The sequence below is a fragment of the Fictibacillus sp. 5RED26 genome (assembly GCF_015903895.1).
In the GTDB taxonomy this organism is placed as follows: Bacteria; Bacillota; Bacilli; order Bacillales; family Fictibacillaceae; genus Fictibacillus; species Fictibacillus phosphorivorans.
Genome location: NZ_JACZDU010000002.1, coordinates 190,549 through 210,568, shown reverse-complemented (window position 1 = coordinate 210,568; position 20,020 = coordinate 190,549). Strand labels below are relative to the sequence as shown.

At 35.4% G+C, this 20,020-nt stretch carries 24 protein-coding genes; 4 read left to right on the top strand and 20 right to left on the bottom strand.

From position 1 onward, the window contains the following. Nucleotides 1-12 precede the first annotated feature (12 nt). The 17 genes from IHV10_RS09385 to IHV10_RS09305 all read right to left on the bottom strand — a co-directional run bounded on the left by IHV10_RS09385 (nt 13) and on the right by IHV10_RS09305 (nt 14,636). A complete protein-coding gene (locus IHV10_RS09385; RefSeq protein WP_370629660.1) occupies nt 13-1,050 on the bottom strand; it encodes an ABC transporter substrate-binding protein in 1,038 nt (345 codons plus the stop codon). A gap of 263 nt (nt 1,051-1,313) precedes the next feature. Further along, nucleotides 1,314-1,865 carry a hypothetical protein gene (locus IHV10_RS09380; RefSeq protein ID WP_197128498.1) on the bottom strand — a complete coding sequence of 184 codons (552 nt, stop codon included), beginning with the start codon at nt 1,863-1,865 and terminating at the stop codon, nt 1,314-1,316. Nucleotides 1,866-1,900: 35 nt separating this feature from the next. After that, entirely contained in the window at nt 1,901-2,275 is a 375-nt protein-coding gene (locus IHV10_RS09375; RefSeq protein WP_197128497.1) for a DUF2750 domain-containing protein, read from the bottom strand. Nucleotides 2,276-2,294: 19 nt separating this feature from the next. After that, on the bottom strand, nt 2,295-2,828 hold the full coding sequence (locus tag IHV10_RS09370) for a hypothetical protein (RefSeq protein ID WP_197128495.1): 534 nt from the start codon (nt 2,826-2,828) through the stop codon (nt 2,295-2,297). A gap of 4 nt (nt 2,829-2,832) precedes the next feature. Beyond that, nucleotides 2,833-3,288: a hypothetical protein gene (locus IHV10_RS09365; RefSeq protein WP_197128493.1), complete on the bottom strand. Its 456-nt coding sequence runs from the start codon at nt 3,286-3,288 to the stop codon at nt 2,833-2,835. A 20-nt stretch (nt 3,289-3,308) separates the two neighbouring features. Beyond that, the gene (locus IHV10_RS09360; RefSeq protein ID WP_197128491.1) at nt 3,309-3,764 is read right to left on the bottom strand and encodes a hypothetical protein; all 456 of its coding nucleotides are present in this window, start codon (nt 3,762-3,764) and stop codon (nt 3,309-3,311) included. Between the two features lie 137 nt (nt 3,765-3,901). Beyond that, complete coding sequence (locus tag IHV10_RS09355) at nt 3,902-4,333, bottom strand: hypothetical protein (RefSeq protein WP_066398601.1); 432 nt, start codon at nt 4,331-4,333, stop codon at nt 3,902-3,904. A gap of 133 nt (nt 4,334-4,466) precedes the next feature. Then, on the bottom strand, nt 4,467-4,772 hold the full coding sequence (locus tag IHV10_RS23105) for a helix-turn-helix domain-containing protein (protein WP_370629663.1): 306 nt from the start codon (nt 4,770-4,772) through the stop codon (nt 4,467-4,469). 113 nt (nt 4,773-4,885) lie between these two features. Then, nucleotides 4,886-5,944 (bottom strand): glycosyltransferase family 4 protein, encoded by a 1,059-nt coding sequence (locus IHV10_RS09345; protein WP_197128487.1) that lies wholly within the window; start codon nt 5,942-5,944, stop codon nt 4,886-4,888. Continuing rightward, a complete protein-coding gene (locus tag IHV10_RS09340; RefSeq protein WP_197128485.1) occupies nt 5,941-7,191 on the bottom strand; it encodes an O-antigen ligase family protein in 1,251 nt (416 codons plus the stop codon). Before IHV10_RS09340 ends, IHV10_RS09345 begins: the two co-directional genes overlap by 4 nt. Then, the gene (locus tag IHV10_RS09335) at nt 7,175-8,638 is read right to left on the bottom strand and encodes an oligosaccharide flippase family protein (protein WP_197128483.1); all 1,464 of its coding nucleotides are present in this window, start codon (nt 8,636-8,638) and stop codon (nt 7,175-7,177) included. The genes IHV10_RS09340 and IHV10_RS09335 overlap by 17 nt, the downstream gene beginning before the upstream one ends. 14 nt (nt 8,639-8,652) lie before the next feature. Beyond that, nucleotides 8,653-9,276 (bottom strand): CpsD/CapB family tyrosine-protein kinase, encoded by a 624-nt coding sequence (locus IHV10_RS09330; RefSeq protein WP_144697318.1) that lies wholly within the window; start codon nt 9,274-9,276, stop codon nt 8,653-8,655. Beyond that, on the bottom strand, nt 9,263-9,985 hold the full coding sequence (locus IHV10_RS09325) for a YveK family protein (protein WP_197128481.1): 723 nt from the start codon (nt 9,983-9,985) through the stop codon (nt 9,263-9,265). The genes IHV10_RS09330 and IHV10_RS09325 overlap by 14 nt, the downstream gene beginning before the upstream one ends. Before the next feature lie 100 nt (nt 9,986-10,085). Next, on the bottom strand, nt 10,086-11,015 hold the full coding sequence (locus IHV10_RS09320) for a hypothetical protein (protein WP_197128479.1): 930 nt from the start codon (nt 11,013-11,015) through the stop codon (nt 10,086-10,088). Between the two features lie 47 nt (nt 11,016-11,062). After that, nucleotides 11,063-11,911: a hypothetical protein gene (locus IHV10_RS09315; RefSeq protein WP_197128478.1), complete on the bottom strand. Its 849-nt coding sequence runs from the start codon at nt 11,909-11,911 to the stop codon at nt 11,063-11,065. A gap of 92 nt (nt 11,912-12,003) precedes the next feature. Then, nucleotides 12,004-13,407 (bottom strand): sugar phosphate nucleotidyltransferase, encoded by a 1,404-nt coding sequence (locus IHV10_RS09310; RefSeq protein ID WP_197128476.1) that lies wholly within the window; start codon nt 13,405-13,407, stop codon nt 12,004-12,006. Further along, the gene (locus IHV10_RS09305; protein ID WP_197128473.1) at nt 13,404-14,636 is read right to left on the bottom strand and encodes a glycosyltransferase; all 1,233 of its coding nucleotides are present in this window, start codon (nt 14,634-14,636) and stop codon (nt 13,404-13,406) included. Before IHV10_RS09305 ends, IHV10_RS09310 begins: the two co-directional genes overlap by 4 nt. A 356-nt stretch (nt 14,637-14,992) precedes the next feature. On the opposite strand from IHV10_RS09305, the gene IHV10_RS09300 reads away from it, so the two are divergent. Further along, nucleotides 14,993-15,112: an anti-repressor SinI family protein gene (locus tag IHV10_RS09300; protein WP_197128471.1), complete on the top strand. Its 120-nt coding sequence runs from the start codon at nt 14,993-14,995 to the stop codon at nt 15,110-15,112. Nucleotides 15,113-15,338: 226 nt separating this feature from the next. Beyond that, complete coding sequence (locus IHV10_RS09295) at nt 15,339-15,845, top strand: DUF2628 domain-containing protein (RefSeq protein WP_197128469.1); 507 nt, start codon at nt 15,339-15,341, stop codon at nt 15,843-15,845. A 71-nt stretch (nt 15,846-15,916) separates the two neighbouring features. Here IHV10_RS09295 and IHV10_RS09290 read toward each other — a convergent pair whose 3' ends face one another. After that, nucleotides 15,917-16,234, bottom strand: coding sequence for a hypothetical protein (locus tag IHV10_RS09290; RefSeq protein ID WP_197128467.1), 318 nt, complete (start codon nt 16,232-16,234; stop codon nt 15,917-15,919). 117 nt (nt 16,235-16,351) lie between these two features. Beyond that, complete coding sequence (locus tag IHV10_RS09285; RefSeq protein ID WP_197128465.1) at nt 16,352-16,723, bottom strand: hypothetical protein; 372 nt, start codon at nt 16,721-16,723, stop codon at nt 16,352-16,354. 344 nt (nt 16,724-17,067) lie between these two features. Here IHV10_RS09285 and IHV10_RS09280 point away from each other — a divergent pair, with 344 nt between their 5' ends. Then, nucleotides 17,068-17,625, top strand: coding sequence for a sigma-70 family RNA polymerase sigma factor (locus IHV10_RS09280; RefSeq protein ID WP_197128463.1), 558 nt, complete (start codon nt 17,068-17,070; stop codon nt 17,623-17,625). After that, nucleotides 17,625-18,893, top strand: a complete 1,269-nt coding sequence (locus tag IHV10_RS09275; protein ID WP_197128461.1) for a hypothetical protein — start codon at nt 17,625-17,627, stop codon at nt 18,891-18,893. Before IHV10_RS09280 ends, IHV10_RS09275 begins: the two co-directional genes overlap by 1 nt. Before the next feature lie 77 nt (nt 18,894-18,970). Here the strand turns inward: IHV10_RS09275 and IHV10_RS09270 are convergent, their stop codons facing one another. Then, nucleotides 18,971-19,945 carry an NAD(P)H-dependent flavin oxidoreductase gene (locus IHV10_RS09270; RefSeq protein ID WP_313957512.1) on the bottom strand — a complete coding sequence of 325 codons (975 nt, stop codon included), beginning with the start codon at nt 19,943-19,945 and terminating at the stop codon, nt 18,971-18,973. Between the last annotated feature and the right edge of the window lie 75 nt (nt 19,946-20,020).

Genomic DNA, 20,020 nt, shown 5'->3' with positions numbered 1-20,020 from the left:
CCCTAATGTGTATTACTGAAATTTCTCTTTCCACTCGTTTCTTACACGGTCATAGTTCTCATTCACCCAATCAATATCTAGATCTACGGCATGAGATTTTACTTTTTCAAGTGTAAGAGGTGTTTTGGATTCCACATCTGGATTGATCGGGATATGGTACCAGTTTGCTAGAATTTGTTGACCCTCTTTTGATAATAAGAAATCGATCAGCTTCTTACCGCCTTCAGGATTCGGTCCGCCTTCAACGATAGACACTGGGTTAACTAGGATTGGCGTCTTATCCGGTACGACAAAGTCCACACTCTCTCCCTTTGCTTTCTGCTCGTAAGCCATGAAATCGAATCCTACACCAATGTGTGCTTCACCCATAGAAACAGCCTTTGTTGGAGCAGAGCCTGAATCTGGCATGGAGTTCGCTTGGTCTACTAACTTCTTGAAGTAGTCCCAGCCTTCCGCTTCACCGCGCTGCATCATTTGGTTCAACACCATAAGCGTTGCCGTACCGGATGCTGCTGGATTGGAGAATTGAATCTTCCCTTTCCATTTTGGATCGAGCAGGTCATCCCAAGTCTTTGGCGCTTCTTCCGCTTTTACAAGGTCCGTGTTATAAGCAAAACCGAGTACAAACACTTCAACACCAACATACTTCCCATCTTCATGCTTCACTTTAATTCCGTCTTCCACCGTATCCCAATCTTTTGCAAAGTCAGGAATGTATTTTCCGATAATCCCTTTATCTACAGCCGCTTCAAACGGAAGGATTCCTCCCCCTCCATACCAAACATCACCTTGAGGATTATCTTTTTCCGCCATCATACGATTAACGAGTACGTTCGTACCTGCATACTGAACGTTAACTGAGCCATCATGAAGCTCTTCAAATTTCTGCCCTAGTTCCTTCGTCATATCAGGCGTCTCAGGAGAGTAGAATGTAATTTCCCCTTTTCCATCTCCTCCACCAGAATCTTGATCACCCGCACATGCCGTGAGTAAAAGAATACTCATCATCAAAAACACAGAAGTAAAAATTGAAAAAGACCTTTTCATCATTCAACCCCCTATAAGTGTATGATCGATTTTTCGGCAAAGAAAAAAAGAGAAGAAACACCAATGTAAACCCTTTCAAAAGAAAGGATTACAAATTGGGTTTCTTCTCATGGTCTCTTCCCGTCCATATTCGATTACTATCATTATACAAAATTATCTGAATTTTACAACCATTTTGAAATAAAAAATTTACAATTTCTTTACAATGGTAAGTAATTATTGATTAAAGCTTTTCTAGTGGTTTTTATTATTGGGTGATTGGAGTTTTAGATTCCTCTTATATAAGTCGTTTCCATCTCGATCTTGCTCTTTATCATCGTAATCTCGTCAATCGTTTTTGTATCTACTGGAAACTCAGTATGATGTTCTAGATAATATTTCAATTTTAAGAAGTTGCTTAACGGAAATTCATATTGAACCCACATCTCTTTATATCCTACAATTCCATATTCTAAAAGAAGCTGTTCACTTATATCAACCCATGCTTTAAGAAACTCATCATACGAATACTGAAATTTTAAATCTATCTCGCGATTCCATCTTTCATCTTCATAATGATACAATGCGATTTCCATTTGATCTTCACCTAGATACTTAAAGTTCCATTCTGTTTCTTGAGGCTCAGCATCCCATCTCGCACTAGCCCCATCTTCTAGATAACATTCTTGTGTATAAACAGGGTTAACGTTCAATAGAGCTTCAAGTATTTCGCCAAGGGCATCGGTTAAGTAACCGGGCGAGAACGTATACTTTTTATCATGTAAAGTAAAAACACATTCGGCCCATCCAGCCCCTGTTAATCGATAATCAATTTTCATGAATAGTCTCCCTTACTCTTGTTAGTCGAGTCGTATCAGTCGTTCATTTGGTCGATCATTTCTTTTATATCTTTACGCGTTTGCACCATCGTGTCTTTCTCACTCGGGAAAATAGCTGCGGCACCACCGTCTTCTTCAAGATCAACGAGTAAGTGGTCTATAAACTGAGAAAGCGGCATATTAAACGCTTTATATGATTTCTTGAGATTTGCGGCTTCCATTTCAGCAAAACTTCGACTCGGCCAAACAGGTAACAAAAACTCATAATCTCCATCGCCTTCCGTAACGAATAGATCGCCATGCTTGTTCTCCAATAGCCAAACCTGTTCATCTGTCGCCACCATACTATAAAAATAGACAAGCCGCTTTTCGGCAGGACGGTTTAACATCAGTTTTTTTATAAATTTCATTGTTATATTTCCTCCTTATTTAGAACTCTTCAACAAATAGCCCTAAATTCTGTATGGATTGAAAGATTGGATCCAATTGTATATGCGAATGAAAGCTCATCAAATAATCATAACCGATAAAAAGCTTACATTTATGTGGATAAAAAAGCGCCGAACCCAAGTCCTCTCTTAGTTGTAATCTACAATGTTTGTCTATATGCTCATAGGTTATTTTCTCGTTGTTGTTAGTTGAGAAATAATAATGCAGCAAGTCATTTGGGTACAATTCCATATAGGGATTTATTTGTGTTAGAAACTGATCATCCGGGAAACTTTTTATGATATTTCTCGCATGTAAATGTGGAAGATTTAAAAAATCCATTGTTAGATGTACAGCTTTTATGTAAGAGTCCTCTGTTTTTTTGTACATTTCTATTGTTAGTTCTTGATTTTCAAACACTTTTCCAATATCACTTATGCTCGTCCAATCATCGCGGGTAAAACGTCCTTCAGCATCCCGGTATAGTGGGTTGTATTTTGTAATTCGGTATTTGTGCATTTTGTTACCTATCATTGGATCAGACTTCAAATATTTCTTTTCTTTCTTCTTTTGTTAGCCCTGTGAAGAATTTCTTATGTATCCTTAGTTCTTTCTCTTTTTTAGGAAATACTCTTTCAAACCACGTCACAGCCATAGGAGTATGGTCGGGTTGGGCATTCACTTTTTCTAAGAACCATTCATATTCACCTATCGTTTCATCTGTAATGAGTTTCAAGTCTTTATCTCTACTTTTAAAATCGAGTTCTGCTAAATCTTTTGCTGTAATCTGACCGTTAATGGTTTTTACCACGCCAATTTCTGATGGCAGACGCTGATCATTTAATGATACAAAGTAATGCAGGTAGTTCGGTAATCGAAACAGTCCTTTCTTTGTATCTTTTCTATTTGCAATGTAAAGCCAGTCTCCTTTATTGGAGTAACAATTGAAGTCTTCGTTGTTCATTCCTATTAACATTTTTTCGTATTTCTTCATAATACACCTCGATTCTAAAACTATTTAATAGATAACGAGTTAGCAACTTTCACTAACTCGTTTCGGTTGATTTTTTTATTGCCCTTATACGTTATAAAAATTTCTTTTTCATTTTTCTTATCAATCCATGCTAATAATTGTTCATCTTTTCTTTTTTCATAAAAGAATTTTGTCTTACCTATCTTTCTGCTTTTATCCCATATCGAGTCACTTGAGGCACTTAACTTATCAGTAACAAGAATAGACATATACCGATTATTCTTTTTGTAGTGATATTTGACCTCACTACAATCGTTTCCACATCTTTTGATTGTGGCGTACTTTTTGGTGTCTTTAAATGGTATATAGTTCACTTTTGTATCTACATTTACAAGGTACTTAGGTGTACTAATGGGGTAATGAAAAAATGGAACATCAATGACTAAGATACTTAAAATCCCAAGCAGTATGACTGGTATACTAACTTTCTTTTTCATACGAAAACATCCGATCGAATTTATTAATATGTGAGGTTTTTTTATGGTTGGGTTTCAGAAGCAAATAGTCCGGTTCAGCGCACTAAAATAGCCATCTCATTCGTAAGAGAATTCGATGGCTACTTAAAACTCGTTGATTAACGGGCTGTCTTTCTAAATTTGAAAACAAATCCAATAATGAACGATACAATTGTCATGATGAATAGTGCAGTAGTGATTGTTGTCACGCCAGAATTGATATTAAGCGCGTGGTACACTTGTGCGCAGATACCAAATGGAATGGCGAAGAACAAAAATGTCATGCCGAACACGGCATTCTTCGCGTTATATAACTCTGTCTTATGTGCAAGATCCAGCACTTTTAAGCTAAGAATCCAAAAGGCACTCGTGATGGACCAGAATAGAAGTATGGAAGAAATAAATGAAGTAGAAGTTAGTCCCATAATTCGTTCAAAGAACAAATTAATGTTCCCCCATACCATCACTGTTTGATAAAGTCCCAATGCAAAAAGTCCTGCTAAGAAGATAAACGCAAATCCAAACCCTGATGTGTTATGTTTCATCTCCAAATATACTCTCCTTCCCCAATTCCGCTAAAACGAAACCTAATTTTCAAATTATTTTACAATATTTTTTAGAAAATTGGAACCCTTTATCTTAATATTTAATATTTTTCGGAGAGTTTGAGTATCTGAATTAAAGCTATCCATCTTTCTTTAAAAAGATTTTCCATGATTCGTAAGCTAAGAAAGATTTGACTTCTTCTTTACTAATTCCTATATTTTTTGCTTGGATCATTAAATTTGTCCATTCTGAATCAAGTTGGTTATCAGAATAACTAATAATAGATTCAACCGGAATTTCAAGAGCAAAGGCTAGCTTATTCAATACATGAACCGATGGACTGGTGCCATGGTTTTCAATATTACTTAAGTGCCCTTTTGAGATACCTGCCTTAGACGCTAAATTTGTTATACTAAACCGTTTCGATAACCGCAATTTTTTAATGTGCTGTCCAAGGGTTCTATCAATAATACTGCCTCCCGCCTATATTTTTCTCATACAAATATTCTATCCGTTCAATATTCATATAAAGTTGTTCTTGATTAAGAATTGTATCCTCAAAAAAAATGATACCTGCCGTATTCTTCAAATGTTTTCGTAACCATATTGTTTAAAGAGAATTCATTCATCACTTTTTGTCGTGCTCTTCGTGTAAGATTTAAACGAAGTTGTCTATTCTGTTGAAGTTCTCTTATTTTAGTACAGTACATATCTACAGAGTGTTCAGAGATTAGTATTCCTGTTTCGTTATTGATAATCGCTTCTTTTATACCACCTTTATCAATAGAAATCATAGGTGTGCCTACAGCCATCGCTTCAAGTACTACCATCGGAAATACCTCTCGTTTAGAAGTTAATACTAAAACGTCCATCTCTTTTATAAACTTCTCAGGCTCATCTATATTTCCTAACAACGTAACTCTATGCTCTAAGTTCGCCTTGATTATTTTATCTTTAATAATTTGGTAGTCTGGTCCATCTCCGGCTGCATAAAATTCAATATTTGTATGTTGTTTTAATTGATTAGCAATATCTATAAATAGCGTATGGTTTTTTTCTTCAGATAGTCTTGCTAAGATTCCGACCTTGAACACCATTTCAGAACGTTTATTTTGATATTGAAATTGATCTAAGTCCACTCCATTATAGATGGTTGTTATGTTTTGTCTATGAACGCCTAATTCAATTAAATGGTTTCTTTCATAATGACTCACGGTTATCACTTTGGTTACAAATTTATTTAAAAGAAATACAAAAAGATCGGGTACCTGTTTTTCAAGAATGGTCACATTATGCTTTGTGTATATGCATTGAAAGGATTGAAGGATGGTCAATCGAATGAAGAGCAGCAATAGCACTACTCTTAAGCTGTTAGCGTGAATGATGTCTATTTTTTTGTTGCGAATGAGTTTGCGTATTCTCCATAGGTTTAATAAATGATTGGATTTACTCAGTTCTAAAAATCGATCTTTGTGTTTAATGTGCTTGTAGAGCTCTCCTGATCCCGCTGCTGTATACACGGTAACTTTGTCTTGAGGTAAATTATTCTCAAGCTTGCAAAAATAAATTTCAGCGCCTCCTGTTGTTAACTTATCAGTCATTAAAAGGATATTCATAGACTAACACCCCCTCGTATAATATCACTCGAAAATTCGTCCTCTGCCTGCTCTTTCTGACTATTCTCCTCTTGATGAAAATAGACAGAAAGAACAGCTAAATACATAAAAAACAGATCGTTTATGATGATTGATAACGACATCATCTGCAATAAAAAACCAAAAAACGCTAAGAATAGATATGGTTTCTTCTCATATACTCTATGTTGAAATAATTGATAGATGGTTAGAAGAAGGAATATCATAAAACAAAATGCTCCTATGATTCCTGTTTCTGATAATATCTCTAAAAAGGTATTGTGCACCTGCAAAGAATCACCGAACTGAAATTGGTTGTACGGAAGAAAGTTCGATGCCCCTACTCCAATCCACGGACTACTCAAAAAATAATCCCACGCTCTTCCCCACAGTTCAAATCTGCCGCTTCCTCCATCACTTGAAAAATCTTGCATTCGAGATTGAATCACACCAAAAATATCAAAGCTAAGAAAAGTAATAGCAATATAAAAGGAAACGGCAATAGCAAGAAATGTCCCAATCAATAATCTTAGTTGCTTGATGGGGTTATTCAAAATGAGAATATACAAGAGGAAAATAGCAATAAATGCTACTAACCCTCCTCTTGAAAAAGAAAGAACACTCGTTATGATGCATAAAAGCATCCCTATACGGTTTCGAATATGGTTAAGGTTGCAAAGAAAGTAAGTGAAGAAAAGTGTGTTATAAAATACAAGGTAATTAGGATCCGCTACAAGACCGATCAAACGAGGATATTCACGATCCATGAATACACCTAGTGAATAGATTCCATCTCCCTGAAGAATAAAGTTTAACTTTTTTAACCCTAATACGTATAACAGTAAGCACCCTAAGTTAAACACGATTCCTGCATAAGAGATTGAGCGTTCAATAGAATATGTGTTTGAAGAACTGATTAAGCTTTTCATAAGAAAATAACAGAACAAGTATAAGGCAATTCCACATACAATTCGTAAACTCATTGAACTGTAGAGTGCAAATACACCAGATAAACAATAGACCATATAGAATAAAAGCATGGCACACTCGAATAATTGAAGCTTATAGAAATGTATACTCGATAGATAGATGACATAAAAGAGAACTAAAAAGATCATGTATGGCTTCAAAGCAAATCCAATATATAAACTATATTTTCCTAAGAACACAAGCAGAAATAGTAAGAACAAACTAAGTTGAAAGTTCTCTCGTTTATTTATGGAATGCATCTTCCACCCTCTCCCTCACCTTTAATTTTGAACGTACAAGGTCATACAATCCCACTAGCTTTCGCTTCATTTCTTTATCTAGAATTACTAGAAATCCAACACTCATTAGATGAATGACTGCAGCAAGATATGGATATGTAGTCATAATCAAGGAACATAGATACAAAAACAAACCAAAGTAAAGGAAATAAGGTACAAAGGACTTTAACGCTATTGTACTTTTTTGAGGAAGGAATAAATAATAACCAATAAGAGCTATCAACTCAACAGAAAGCCCAGCTAAGGCTCCTCCTGTTATTCCATAGGTGTTGCTAAAAAGGATATAGACAGCAATCCCAGTTAGAACTGAAAATAATTGAATTCCCGTTCGAAATTTCTGCAATCCCCTCGTCGTTAAACCATCAGCTAAACCGATTCCAACAGCTTGAATCAATAAAAGGAGAGACAATATCTTTAGTGCTTGAGAAGAAAGCAGCCAGCTCTCGCCGAATAAGAACAATATAATTTCATCTGATAAATAGAATAGAGGGATCGTGATAACCATTCCACATATCGCCATCAGTTTAATAAGTGTTACATTTAAATCTACATGCTGATCCATTCGCTTACTATGAAAGTGAGTAAACATAACAGGTCGATAAGCTCCTGCAACAATTAGTGGCAACTGCTGCAGTGCTTGCGGTATGCGATAAGCTACCGCAAACAGTCCTACTTCTTTTAACGTTAGTGTTTTCTCTAGAATAATAGGTCCTAATTGAGGGGTTATGATGAATAACAAACCGCTTAACATGAAAGAAGTAAAATTTTTTAAGAACCCTGGTAAAAAAGGAACATCAAGACGAAAAGGAATATGTCTCGCCACCAATACGAGTGCAAATATCCCTGCTATAAAGTAGGAGAAACCATACAATAAACAAACAATTACTGGTGTAAGAGAAAGAAACATACTCATTGCAAGGGTGCAGATCAATAACAATGCTGTAAACATCTTAATAAAACCGATGTATTGCATCTTTTGAACCAATTGAAAGAACATGGTACCTATTCCTTGGAAAGCTAACCCAACTACCATTGGAATCGATAAGTAATACGCCAACTTTGTTAACTCAGGATTATCATTGTAAAAAAAGGAAATATAACAAGCACCGCCTGCTAATGTTAGAAGGAGAAGCAGCGCCCTCACCTTAAGATAAGAAGATAAGATAGCAACTCGATCAGCCTCTGCTTTTGAACCTTCTCTTATTGCAATCTCCGTTAGACCTGCATCCGTAAAATACCCCATGACCATTGCTGAAGCTAAAACTACACTGAACATCCCATAATGAAAAGCCTCCAGATAAGAAGCTAAGTAGATAAGAACCAAAGCATTCAGAAAGCTCGCTGCAGCTGTACTATACAATAGATGAAAGATATTTTTAGATATTGAATTGGGTATCACTTCTTTCATTGCCCTACACCTTTCTACCCTGTTTGATAGATTACACCGAGTATTGGTTTTTTAGAATGATTGATTTGTTTTTTCGCTGCTACAGCGTCTTCTATTTTGGTTTTACCGGACTGAACAACAAGCAAAACCCCATCACATTGGTCGACCAAAACTTGAGCATCTGATATTTCCAAATAGCTAGGAGCATGAAATAAGACGAAATCAAACCTTTGTTTCCAGTTATTTACTACATGTTCGATCTTTTTACTAACCCATAAGTCAACTGGCGTTTCATATAGATTTCCGGCTGTAAGAATGGAGAGACCTCTTATATAATCATTTTGAGCGTGTAGAAATCCGTTCTCACCCTGCATAACTACATCAGAGAAACCTTTTGTATTTGAAATATTAAAATAAGTATGCAGCGTTGGATTTCTTAAATTTGCATCCACTAACAATACTTTCTTTCCTTGTTCTGCAAAAGAGATGGCAAGTTGAGATGAGATATAGATGTGATGAGATGGTCCTTTTGGCGAAGTAATCATCACGATTTGAGAGTGACTATCTTCCAATTGTTTTTCAATGTTACTTCTTAATATCCTAACTTCTTCTGTACTTTGGTTGTAGTTCATGACTGAATTCTTTTTACGCCTTAACACTTATCTCACCTCGTTGAACAGATTTGTGTTGAATCAAATACTTTTCTTTCTTTTTTACATGAATATGCCCTAATACTGGGAGACCGAGGGTCATTTCTACCTCTGAAGGATCATTTATGGAATGATCAAAATACTCCTTCAGCATTCCTAGACCTATTCCGATGAATAATCCTACAAACAATCCAATAGCGATGTTAGACAGAGAATTACCGACTTGTTTGACTGAGATATCAGATTCTGATTTACTTACGATTTTTAGGTTCTTTACATTCAGCAGATCATTTAATTTTTGAACGGAAACATTTCCTACGGCATATGCCATTTGTTTTGCAACTTCTGGACTCGATTCCTTAATGACAATATGAATAATTTGAGAATCCTTATTATTTTGAACCGATATATTTTCTTCAAGCTCTTTAAGACTATTTTGATTGCCTAGTTCAGCACTTACAGCATTAAGAACAATGGGGCTTTTTATTAAGTCTACGGCAGACGCCAAAATCCGAATAAGTTCTTGATTTTCCGTATAGCTATTCTCATTTTGTTCTTTACCCACAATAATATATTCCGTCGCTTCAAATGAAGGTTTCACAAAATACATTGAGACTATTACTGCAATAGCCGTAACAAACAAGGTGGTTACTATAATTGTAATAGCTCTATTTTTTAAAATTTGAAGGAATTTTTTTAGATCTATTCTCTGTTCCATCCTTAACCTCCTCAAGTGGTTGTTCTAAATAATGAACTTGATGAGTAAAAAAAATATTAGGTTTTGTGTTTTGTTCATTTTAAAGAACGGACTATCTGTATTATTCTGTATAACTATTTTGATTTCCTTTATCCATAATAGAAAATCTTTCAATGTTCATGTCTAGCATGTTATGTGCAGATTCTTGAGTAAATTGGACAACTTTATTCGGAGTATTTAACAGGTGTTGATCCCAAACCATGCCTTGAAACGTATTGTAAGATCCGCTCACTTGAATTATCGTTTGAGAAATTTTGGACAGTTGAATCTGCAATCCAGTAAACTGGTTCCCAGAACTTTCATTTGGTATGGAAACAGATGAGTCTATAACAATATAATTCACACAATCATCTAAGGTCATGTTTACAAAACGGTTTCCATTAATCCAACTCTGTCCTTTCTTGTTACCACTAGGCTCTACAACAATCTGGATGCCATTATTAAACCCTGCCACTTTATTATTTACAAAATTGACAAAGCTGATAAAGCTTTCATCGCCCGTTGCATATAGAGAGAGAGCTGACCCCTTATAAGATCCGCTAGAATTGATAATGGAAACATTCGTAACTTCTGTTCGTTCCCATGACCAAAACTTATGCTTTCCCTCTATAAAAATCACTTCCGATTTAAATTTGGGATCAATCACTTCTATGGTTCCATTAATAATAGAGGCATTTTTTTCAAGCTGTATAGCCCTAAAATTCCCATCGATTAGGATTCTAGTATTTTTTCCGAGTTCTAACGTTACACCTTCTTTAATCACTAAGCCTGAACGAATCACATATTTCTTATTGCCAGTCAACTTCACGAGCCCTTTTTTCTTCTTGAAGCTATCATTAATAGCTTGCTGAATAACTTTAGCGTCATCTTCCAGATCATCACCGTGTGTTTCTATATTGGTAGATTTGATGTAAATCTGCTGAAGAGCTAACGTCAACACAGCGGTGAGTAAAGCTGTAAGAAAGAGGTATCCGAAAACGGGTTTGGACATACATAACCCCCAATAAAAAACTCCATGTGATTGGAGTTTTAAACGATTTATTTAACGTTGAACTTTCCTTTGTCTACAATACGTGAAGTCGGGATGCTTCGAATATCTATCTTGTTATACGAACTTTGTGACATGAATTCTACTAACGTGTTATTACGAACTAGGGATAGATCCCATGCCATGCCATTGAATTCATTGTACTGACCAGAGATAGTAACCAATTTAACTGTTTTAGAAGAAGGCTGTATTTGCAAGTTTGTAAAGACGTTTCCACTACATTCATTCGGTATACTTTCGCTAGAGCTAAAAACAATACCTTGAACACAATCATCGATAGACACATTTGTAAAACGATTCGCATTCACCCAGCTATATCCTGTTGATGGCTTAATGCTCTGTAAGCGTATAGCTGTATTTAGTCCGGCAATACTGATGTTCTCAAAATTCACAAATGATATCTCGTGACCCATACCGTATGAATAAAGGTGTAACCCTGTTCCCTTATTACTGCCGCTCCAGTTTACGATATTTATATCTTTAATTAAGGTTTTATGCCACGTATTGTAGTATTTATATTTTCCATCCAAGTATATAACTGGCGAATTGAAGTTAACATCATCAATCGCAATATAAGCTCCTTCTAACGATGCATTTCTTTGAAGCTCCAAAACTCTGAAGTTACCACCTACTACAAAACGTGTGCCATAACCAAATAATAATTTCACACCTTCTTTAATTACGATTTTACCGGTTATATAGTAATCTCGATCTGAAAGCAGAACGGTTTTGAAACGATTATGTGAAAAGGCATAATCAATTGCAGATTGAACGGTTGCAGCATCATTTACCCCACTAAAATTATCCACATTGATTGTCATTAACATCATACCTTTCATAACAAGCTTTACTGCTTGTTACTCTATTAATGCATGCCTGTACCTAAGGAAAAGACAAGCTTAATAGATACTATAAGATATGAAATCAACTGTTAAAATGCCACTTTATCTCTGGATTGATTAACAATAGACTTGCCTTGAAATAAATTCTTAAGATCATCCCAATTTGTGTACACACATAATTTGTCTTCTTCCGATAATTTTGAACCGCTTTGAATCTCAATGATTTCTAAATCCGTTGTTGCTTTTATACTGTGTTTGGCTTTAGGTGGGATTTTCAGTATGTCGCCTGCGCTTACTCTTTTTATTTCTCCGTTTAGCACAAATTCCCCCTCGCCTTTTATAACGGTCCAAACTTCATGCCTATGAAAGTGAGTATGATAACTTAAATGCTTGTCCTTGTTAATCACTAACCTTTTTGTCAGGACCTCTTTTTGTTCATCAATTTTTCTATGCTCCAATACTTTATACCATCCCCACCTTCGCTCTTCATACATAGGTATTTGATGGTCAATTTGTTTTAAATTTTTTACCCTATCACTTTTTTCTTTATCCGCTACTAAAATTCCATCTGGGCTAGCTGCCACAATGAGATTCATCCCTCCAATTACTGTAATAGGAATATCCAGTTCATTGATGAGGTGAGTATTTACTGAATCATCACTTATGGTTCCTTTTCCTAATTGGATTGTATCCATTTCATCGGTTAACGTATTCCAGCTCCCTAGATCCTTCCAATATCCATCATATTTTGTAACAATAACATTCTTCTCTTTTTCAATTACTGCATAATCCATACTGTCCCTTGGTAAAAGAGAATAGTTTTCAAGCAAACTCTCATATTGAACAGGAAATTCCATCTTCCTTAACAAAGAAAGGATATAACTTAATCGGAAGGCAAAAACACCGCAATTCCATAAACCACCTTGACTTATGAACTCCTCGGCTAAGACCTGGGTTGGTTTCTCTTTAAAATGAAGTACTTTATTCCACGAACCATCACCTTCATATTTTGGGATAATATATCCGTACTTTTCAGAGGGGTACGTTGGTTGTACGCCCATTAATGCAATTTGCGTTCCTGATTGTTGAAGAGCTGATTCAAGCTCCTTAACTTTATTAAAAAATTCATTTTCAACATATGGATCGACAGGTAAAACGACAACTACTTCATTAGGATCTATATTTAATTCTGAATAAAGATAAGAGGCTGCTAAGCAAACTGCCGGAAAAGTATCTCGTCGTTCAGGCTCAACAATAATTCCATTCGTTGGATTCAACTGGTTCAAGATCAAATCTACTTGAGCCATACTTGTTGATATTAGTGTTGAATTAGCAAGATTAACCTCCTTTAATTGATTCCAAACACGCTGAATCATTGATTGGCTAACATTATTTTTATCTTTCAGTACTTTTAGAAATTGCTTAGATCGCGCATCATTAGACAGTGGCCATAATCGTTTCCCCGAGCCTCCTGATAAAAGAACCACTTTCATCCTATCACCTCAGCTTTTATTTCTTTTGGTGGTGTAGGAATCTTTTTACTAATGTGTTTACTGATAGTCATGTTGTAAAAATCAATTAATTGATGGTTTAAATGTTCCCATTTGTAGTTGGTCTCAACAAATGTTCTTGCTTCTTTTCGTACGTCATTTAACTTCATTGGATCAGAGAGGAGTTCAATTATTTTCTCGGCAAATTCTTCATCTCGATCTCTAACAATAATACTCTGATTATCTTTAGCTTTAATCGGTTCACTTACGATTGAAGTGGTAATGACAGGCGTGCCGCATGACATAGCTTCCAGTACTTTGTTTTGCAATCCTGCACCACTTTTCAACGGACAGACAAACAGCTTCGCATTCCATAGATATTTTCTTACATCATCTACTTCACCAGTTAAAACAATGTTTTTATGCTTTTCACAGAGACGTATAAGGTCTTTCGTAGGATTTCTACCTACTACATAAAAAGTAAAGTCTTCCAGCTTCTCTTTTATAAGAGGGAAAATGTGTTTAATAAAATATTTCACACCCGCTCGGTTAGGTGAGTAGCTCATATTCCCGACGAATACAATGTTGTTTTTAGTAGTTAGGTGTTTTTGGTAAGAGAAGTATTCCAGATCGACCCCATTTGCAATAGTTGTCAATGTGTCTCGATTTAAGGAAACATTATTTTTATCAATATCCGAAATGAAGATGCCTCCGTCATAACGTGAACTTGCTACCTGTTCCATATTATGTACGTTTTTAGCTTCCCAACGAGTAAGTGGATTTATTAACGATTTCTTAAGCTGTGCAGACCGTTTGAGGTTAAGAGAGATAGAATCAACAAAGTCTATTACATTTGGTACATGATTAATCGATGACTGATATGGATATAGGCGCACAAGTTGATGATGAACGATATCATATTGTTCTTTACTTGTTTCAATTCTCAAAATCTGAAGAAGTTTATTAGAATAATAGAGGGAGGTTTGTAAAGGCCATTTCTTAAACAAACCGAGGAACATGTTTCTTACTGCTGTACGTTTACTAAATGGAACAATCGTCACTTTACTACATAATTGGCGGACTTCATTCGGAATAGGTTGCTGATTTCCAAAGGAGATTAAATGGACTTCATGACCTAAAGCCTTTAACCCTTTCATCTGGTTATATGCCCTTAGTTGATCTCCTTTTTTAGGAGGATACGGAAATCTAGGTGAAACAAATAAAATCTTCATGTGATCACCCACCCTTTGTTTTTTATAAAACACTTAACGTTCTTTAAAAAGTACAATTTCTTATGATTATAGTAGGTGTTAGACTAGAACGCAAGGATTTAAGAACAAAGTATTCGTTTTTGAGAACATTTGTTATAATTGAACTGAATTTTACTAAATACAATTTATTTATAGGAAAATATACTCAATCTGTATTTACGTTTTAAATATTCCATTTTATGACAACATTTTTAATGACCTCTGTTTATAATCGAAATATATTTAGAAAATTCTTTTTTTTAGAGCATATTGATAGATATGGTTGAGAGGATATACATCAAACAATTATATGATTGTTAATATGGAGGGAAATTGCTATGAAGCAAACCTTATCTTTGGACAAAGAATGGATTGAATTAATTATTGAAGCGAAAGATCAAGGGTTAACGAAACAAGATATAAGAGATTTTTTAAAATGTACAAAAAACAGTAAATAACAGTGGGAAAAGTGTGTTACAAATTTAAGTTTACTCCCTGAAACATACTTTATCCCTCGGTACAACAGTTCAATTTAAGAAAAATAAACCCAGCCGAAATAAAATACTCGGGGGGTATTTTTTATAGTTTATATAGAAACAGTTTCGCGTTAGAAAAACAGGTTTCGCTTTTTCTAAATAATGGAATATTAAGGTGAGTTTCTTGTTTAGAGAAAGGAGATGCAGATTGGACATTCAAACAAATTACGCTAATTCAAAATTATTTGACGGCCAATTAGCAGAAAAGGAAAAGTTCGAGGCATTTGTAGGTGAAAAGAAGAAAGACTTTTACTTAAGAAAATGGCAAAAAGACAACAGTTGGAACTGGGCGGCTTGTTTATTAACTATTTTTTGGCTTGGTTACAGAAAAATGCTCAAACCTGTTGTTTATATCATTCTTGGTTTTTTAGCAATAGACATCATTATTCTTTTCATAGGTTTTGATGGCGCAGCAATCAGTAGAGGATTAGGTTATGGGCTTGCTGGAGCTCTAGGGATTACAGGTAATATGTTTTATAGGAAGCACGCTGAAAAACAAGTACAAGAGGTTAATCAGCTTTCAGTAAGCGAAGAGGAGAAGATGCATGAACTTCGCAAACGGGGTGGTACGAGTGGAAAAGGAGCTTTCTTCGCAGTCTTAATGTTTTTAGGATATTTGGCTATTACACTTGGATTGACACTTACTTTTGCATAATTCCTGTAAAAAAAGATAACTCGACTAATGAGTTATCTTTTTGCTTATATCTTTTATTTTTAGATGAAATACTAATCACCTGAACCAACTATATGCTTCTTCTTCTCCAGTGCCTCTAAACAAAATGTCTTGAACTTTGTACTAAATTTCCGTACCCTATTATGTTCCCAACTAAGTTCTTCATTATATTTTTCTATTAAGTCGTCACAAAGTAAAGTGAGTTTTTGAATTTGAGAGCTTTTAAACTCACAATACCCGTAGGGATCCAGGTTAAGAAGTATTCCGTATTTCACATTATCCTCTTCTCTATTTCGCAAATACCCGTGGATTTTCTCATCAAATAATATAACTTTCTTCTCTCCTTTTATCTTAAAAGTTATTCCAGCCATCTTATCCCCTTCATTCTTTACTCTCATTAGATTCGTCTTAGAAACTTCAAACAAGCAAACAAAAAAATCACAACGGATATTCGTTGCGATTCTTACAATACGCGAGAAACTTCAATTTCACGAAAAAATCTTTTCAGTTTTGCTTATGATTTGATTTAGGTTATTCTCTAATAATTTTGCCTTATTCGTAATTCCTTTTTCAAATTGCTCAATTGTTGTTTGATCTCCATTACTTTTAATAGGTTCAACATTAAGAATCTCTTCTAGTTGCATACGTGGTGATTGCTCTTTTTGCTTATGATCTAACCTTCTCATGTAAATAAACGTATCCATATCTCGGTAATTTAATTCTATTTCAATTTCTAGCTGCTCGTTAACGTATAAGAAGGTTGTCTTCCAACTCCCATCTGTATCGACCGGCTCAGAAAATCCATAATCTCGTATTAAATAATCAAAACTTTCTTCGGTAATCGATGAGAATAAATTCATGGTAACACCTCCATATTTATTAGCTGTAGATATTTATCATATCGTAATGAATTCCTTACAGTTTACACGGTTTCTTTACATAAAGATATTACTTATTACTTTCGCTCTCTTCTTCCCTTCTCCTCTTTTCGAGGTAAATATGGTTGGATTTTGTTTATTGGAGATACATCGGAAAGGACACAGCAAATTGCTGTGTCCTTTCCGAGTGCACATATTCAGTACTTTGTAATTGTATGGGGTCAGACCCCTAAATGGTAATATTATACTGGTATTCTAAATTTATGAAACTTGTGTTACTATATCGTCGTCTTACTATTGGAATTGCAACTTAAGGAGGACAGCTAGTGAAAAGTGAGGGATTAAGGGGTTCCATAAGTATTGATGGGATGACTAAAGATGATGCCATTGTTTACTTAATGAGATGCTACGGAGAAGAGATCAAACGTCTCGTTTATACATTCGTGAAGAATTGGCAGCAAGCTGAAGATATTACTCAAGATGTTTATATCGCATTGTATACGAAACTTGATACATTTCGTGGAGAATCTGCATTAAAGAGCTGGATTTATACAATCGCTATTAATAAGTCAAAAGACTTTTTAAAAAGTTGGAGCTATAGAAAACTTGCTTTTACAGATAAATTTACTGCAAGTTCAAATGGAAGTGTCGACTCTGCTGAAGATGGGGTCGTTTCAAACAGTGAGGATGAACTTTTGTATCAAGCCGTACTCTCTCTGCCGATAAAATATAGAGAAGTCATTTTATTACACTATTATAAGGAATTTTCTATTCGAGAGATTTGTGAGTTGTTGAAGATAAGTGAATCGACAGTCAAGACCCGTTTAAGCAGAGGTAGAAAAGTGCTACAAGAGACTTACTTTGAATTAGGAGGTGAGCGATAGTGGAGAACCAACTAAAAAACCTTAACCGTACTTTGGATAAACAAATCTCAAGCACTCCTGTTTTTACAGAAATAGATGAACAAAATATATTGCTCGCTATCCGTAATCCGTCATCTAAGAAGGATGAACAATCGAAATCAAAGAGGACCATTGTTCCAAGGCTTCTTACAGCAGCGCTTTTCGCAGGAGTTATCTTTACTTCTTATACAATTATTGATCGCTATCTAACCCCTGAAACAGCGACTGAAATTGCAGTTAATAAACCTAAAGCTCGCTACGCTCAAGAATTAACACAAGCTTCGAGTATGATTAGTTATGATGAAAACACAAATATTCTAACGGTTAAAGGTTCAGTTAAAAATACGACTGAATTTAATAGTGAAAAGTTCAAGACAAGAATTACGGTATTGAACCAAGAACTTCAAGCAACCCTTGGCTTAAAAACGTTTGAAATTGTTGATGCGCCCAAAAAAGGTTATCTAAAACCAGATGAACCATTTTCATTTACAAAAGAAATCAAACTAGAAAAAACGATATCAGATACAGACTTAGAAAATGCCCTACAAATTGAGGTCTATACAGAAACAAAGATCCTGACCTCATTTATAATTGAGAATATACAATACACTGATATAAAAGTAGAAGAACCTATTGCAGATAGTGAGCAACCTGTCGTTGAAGAAAATAAAATTGAAAATAATGAGAAAAACACATCTTCAATAACCGAAAAAGAAAAACAAGAAAAAACCACAACTGTTAATGAAGAAAATCCTACACCTGCGAGTTCCCTTGATAATTTGGAAGATCAATATGGTCAAAAGAAAACTCCATTTAACAATGTTGTTTTTGAGAAAAAAGGCGGTCATTTCTATGTAAATGGCATTACAATTGGAAATACATTAGATCAAGCTCTTCAAATCTTAGGTCCCTATGATAGGCATAGCGAACCAGCACTTCACTCACCTACTTATGCAACCTGGAATCTGAAAACATCATTGGAAGAAAATGATAATTCTGGATTTTTTGTAGAATTATCAGAGTTAGAGAAAGAAAGTGAAATAGGATACTTAGGTTACATGACAGAAGATAAAGCTTTTGTAGATAAACTGGTAGCTCAGCTTGGTGAACCTTTTAAAAAAATCCCAGCTGTAACATTTTTCTACGAGGAAAAGTCTCAGCAAATGCTCATAATTAAAGACGAAGCTAATTATTATGAGATTACTCTTCAGTTTGAACCTGACATCGACTTGTACAAGAATGAAAATTAAAATCAAAAACCAAAATCCCTCAAAACTACGTTTATACAGCGTGGTTTTGGGGGATTTAGTTCTAAAGGACTAATGTTTTAAGGGATAATACTCATAGCTTCCTTTGTTTTTAATGCTTTTTTGTATTCTTCCTTTAGGTCATCTACTACTTCCTGAATGGTAGAGATTTTCTTCACACTGCCAACACCTTGTCCTGCGGACCAGATGTCTTTCCATGCTTTTGCTTTGGATTCAGAGAACGAGAGGTCAACATCATCCTTTTTCATCAAGTTTTCCACATCAAATCCCGCTCTTTGTAAGGATGGAAGCAGGTAGTTTCCTTTTATTCCACTAATCGCATCCGTATAAACAAGATCCTCAAGAGTAGAATCTATTAACATCTGCCGGTAATCTTCGCTCGCCGAAGATTCTTGCGTCGCAATAAAGCGCGTTCCCATGTATACGAGATCGGCTCCAAGAACCTTGGCAGCTAGTATTTCTTCACCTGTAGAAATAGCCCCAGCTAGAATCGTCATCCCATCCCAGAATTCCTTTACGGCTTTTAAGAAAGCAAACGGATTTAACGTCCCACCATGGCCACCTGCTCCACTGCACACGAGTATTAATCCATCAATGCCCGTCTTAGCAGCCTTACGCGCGTGATCAAGCGAGATAACGTCAGAGAATACGAGACCACCGTACCCGTGAACGATTTTAGCAACATCGCTTGGATTACCAAGAGAAGTAATCACCACTGGCGGTTCATATTTCTTTATTAGCTCCAAATCTTCTTCAAAACGTTTATTCGTTCGGTGAACGATTAAGTTAACACCCCATGGAGCAATCTTTGCCGAAGGATCTTTTTCCCTGGCATTACTCAGCTCTTCTGAAATATGTTTCATCCAATTTTCTAATAGATCGGAGGTTCTTGCATTCAGTAATGGAAAGGTACCTATTATTCCGTTCTTACAGCTTTCAATCACCATATCAGGACTCGATACAAGAAACATTGGGGCGTTAATCACTGGTAAACTGAGTTGATTCGACAAATTCATTGGCAATTTGTTAGACAATTTATTCATCCTTTCAGCAGCTAAAATTAGTTTAATGGGTATTTATTAAGAATAATTTCAACATAACCTGCATCA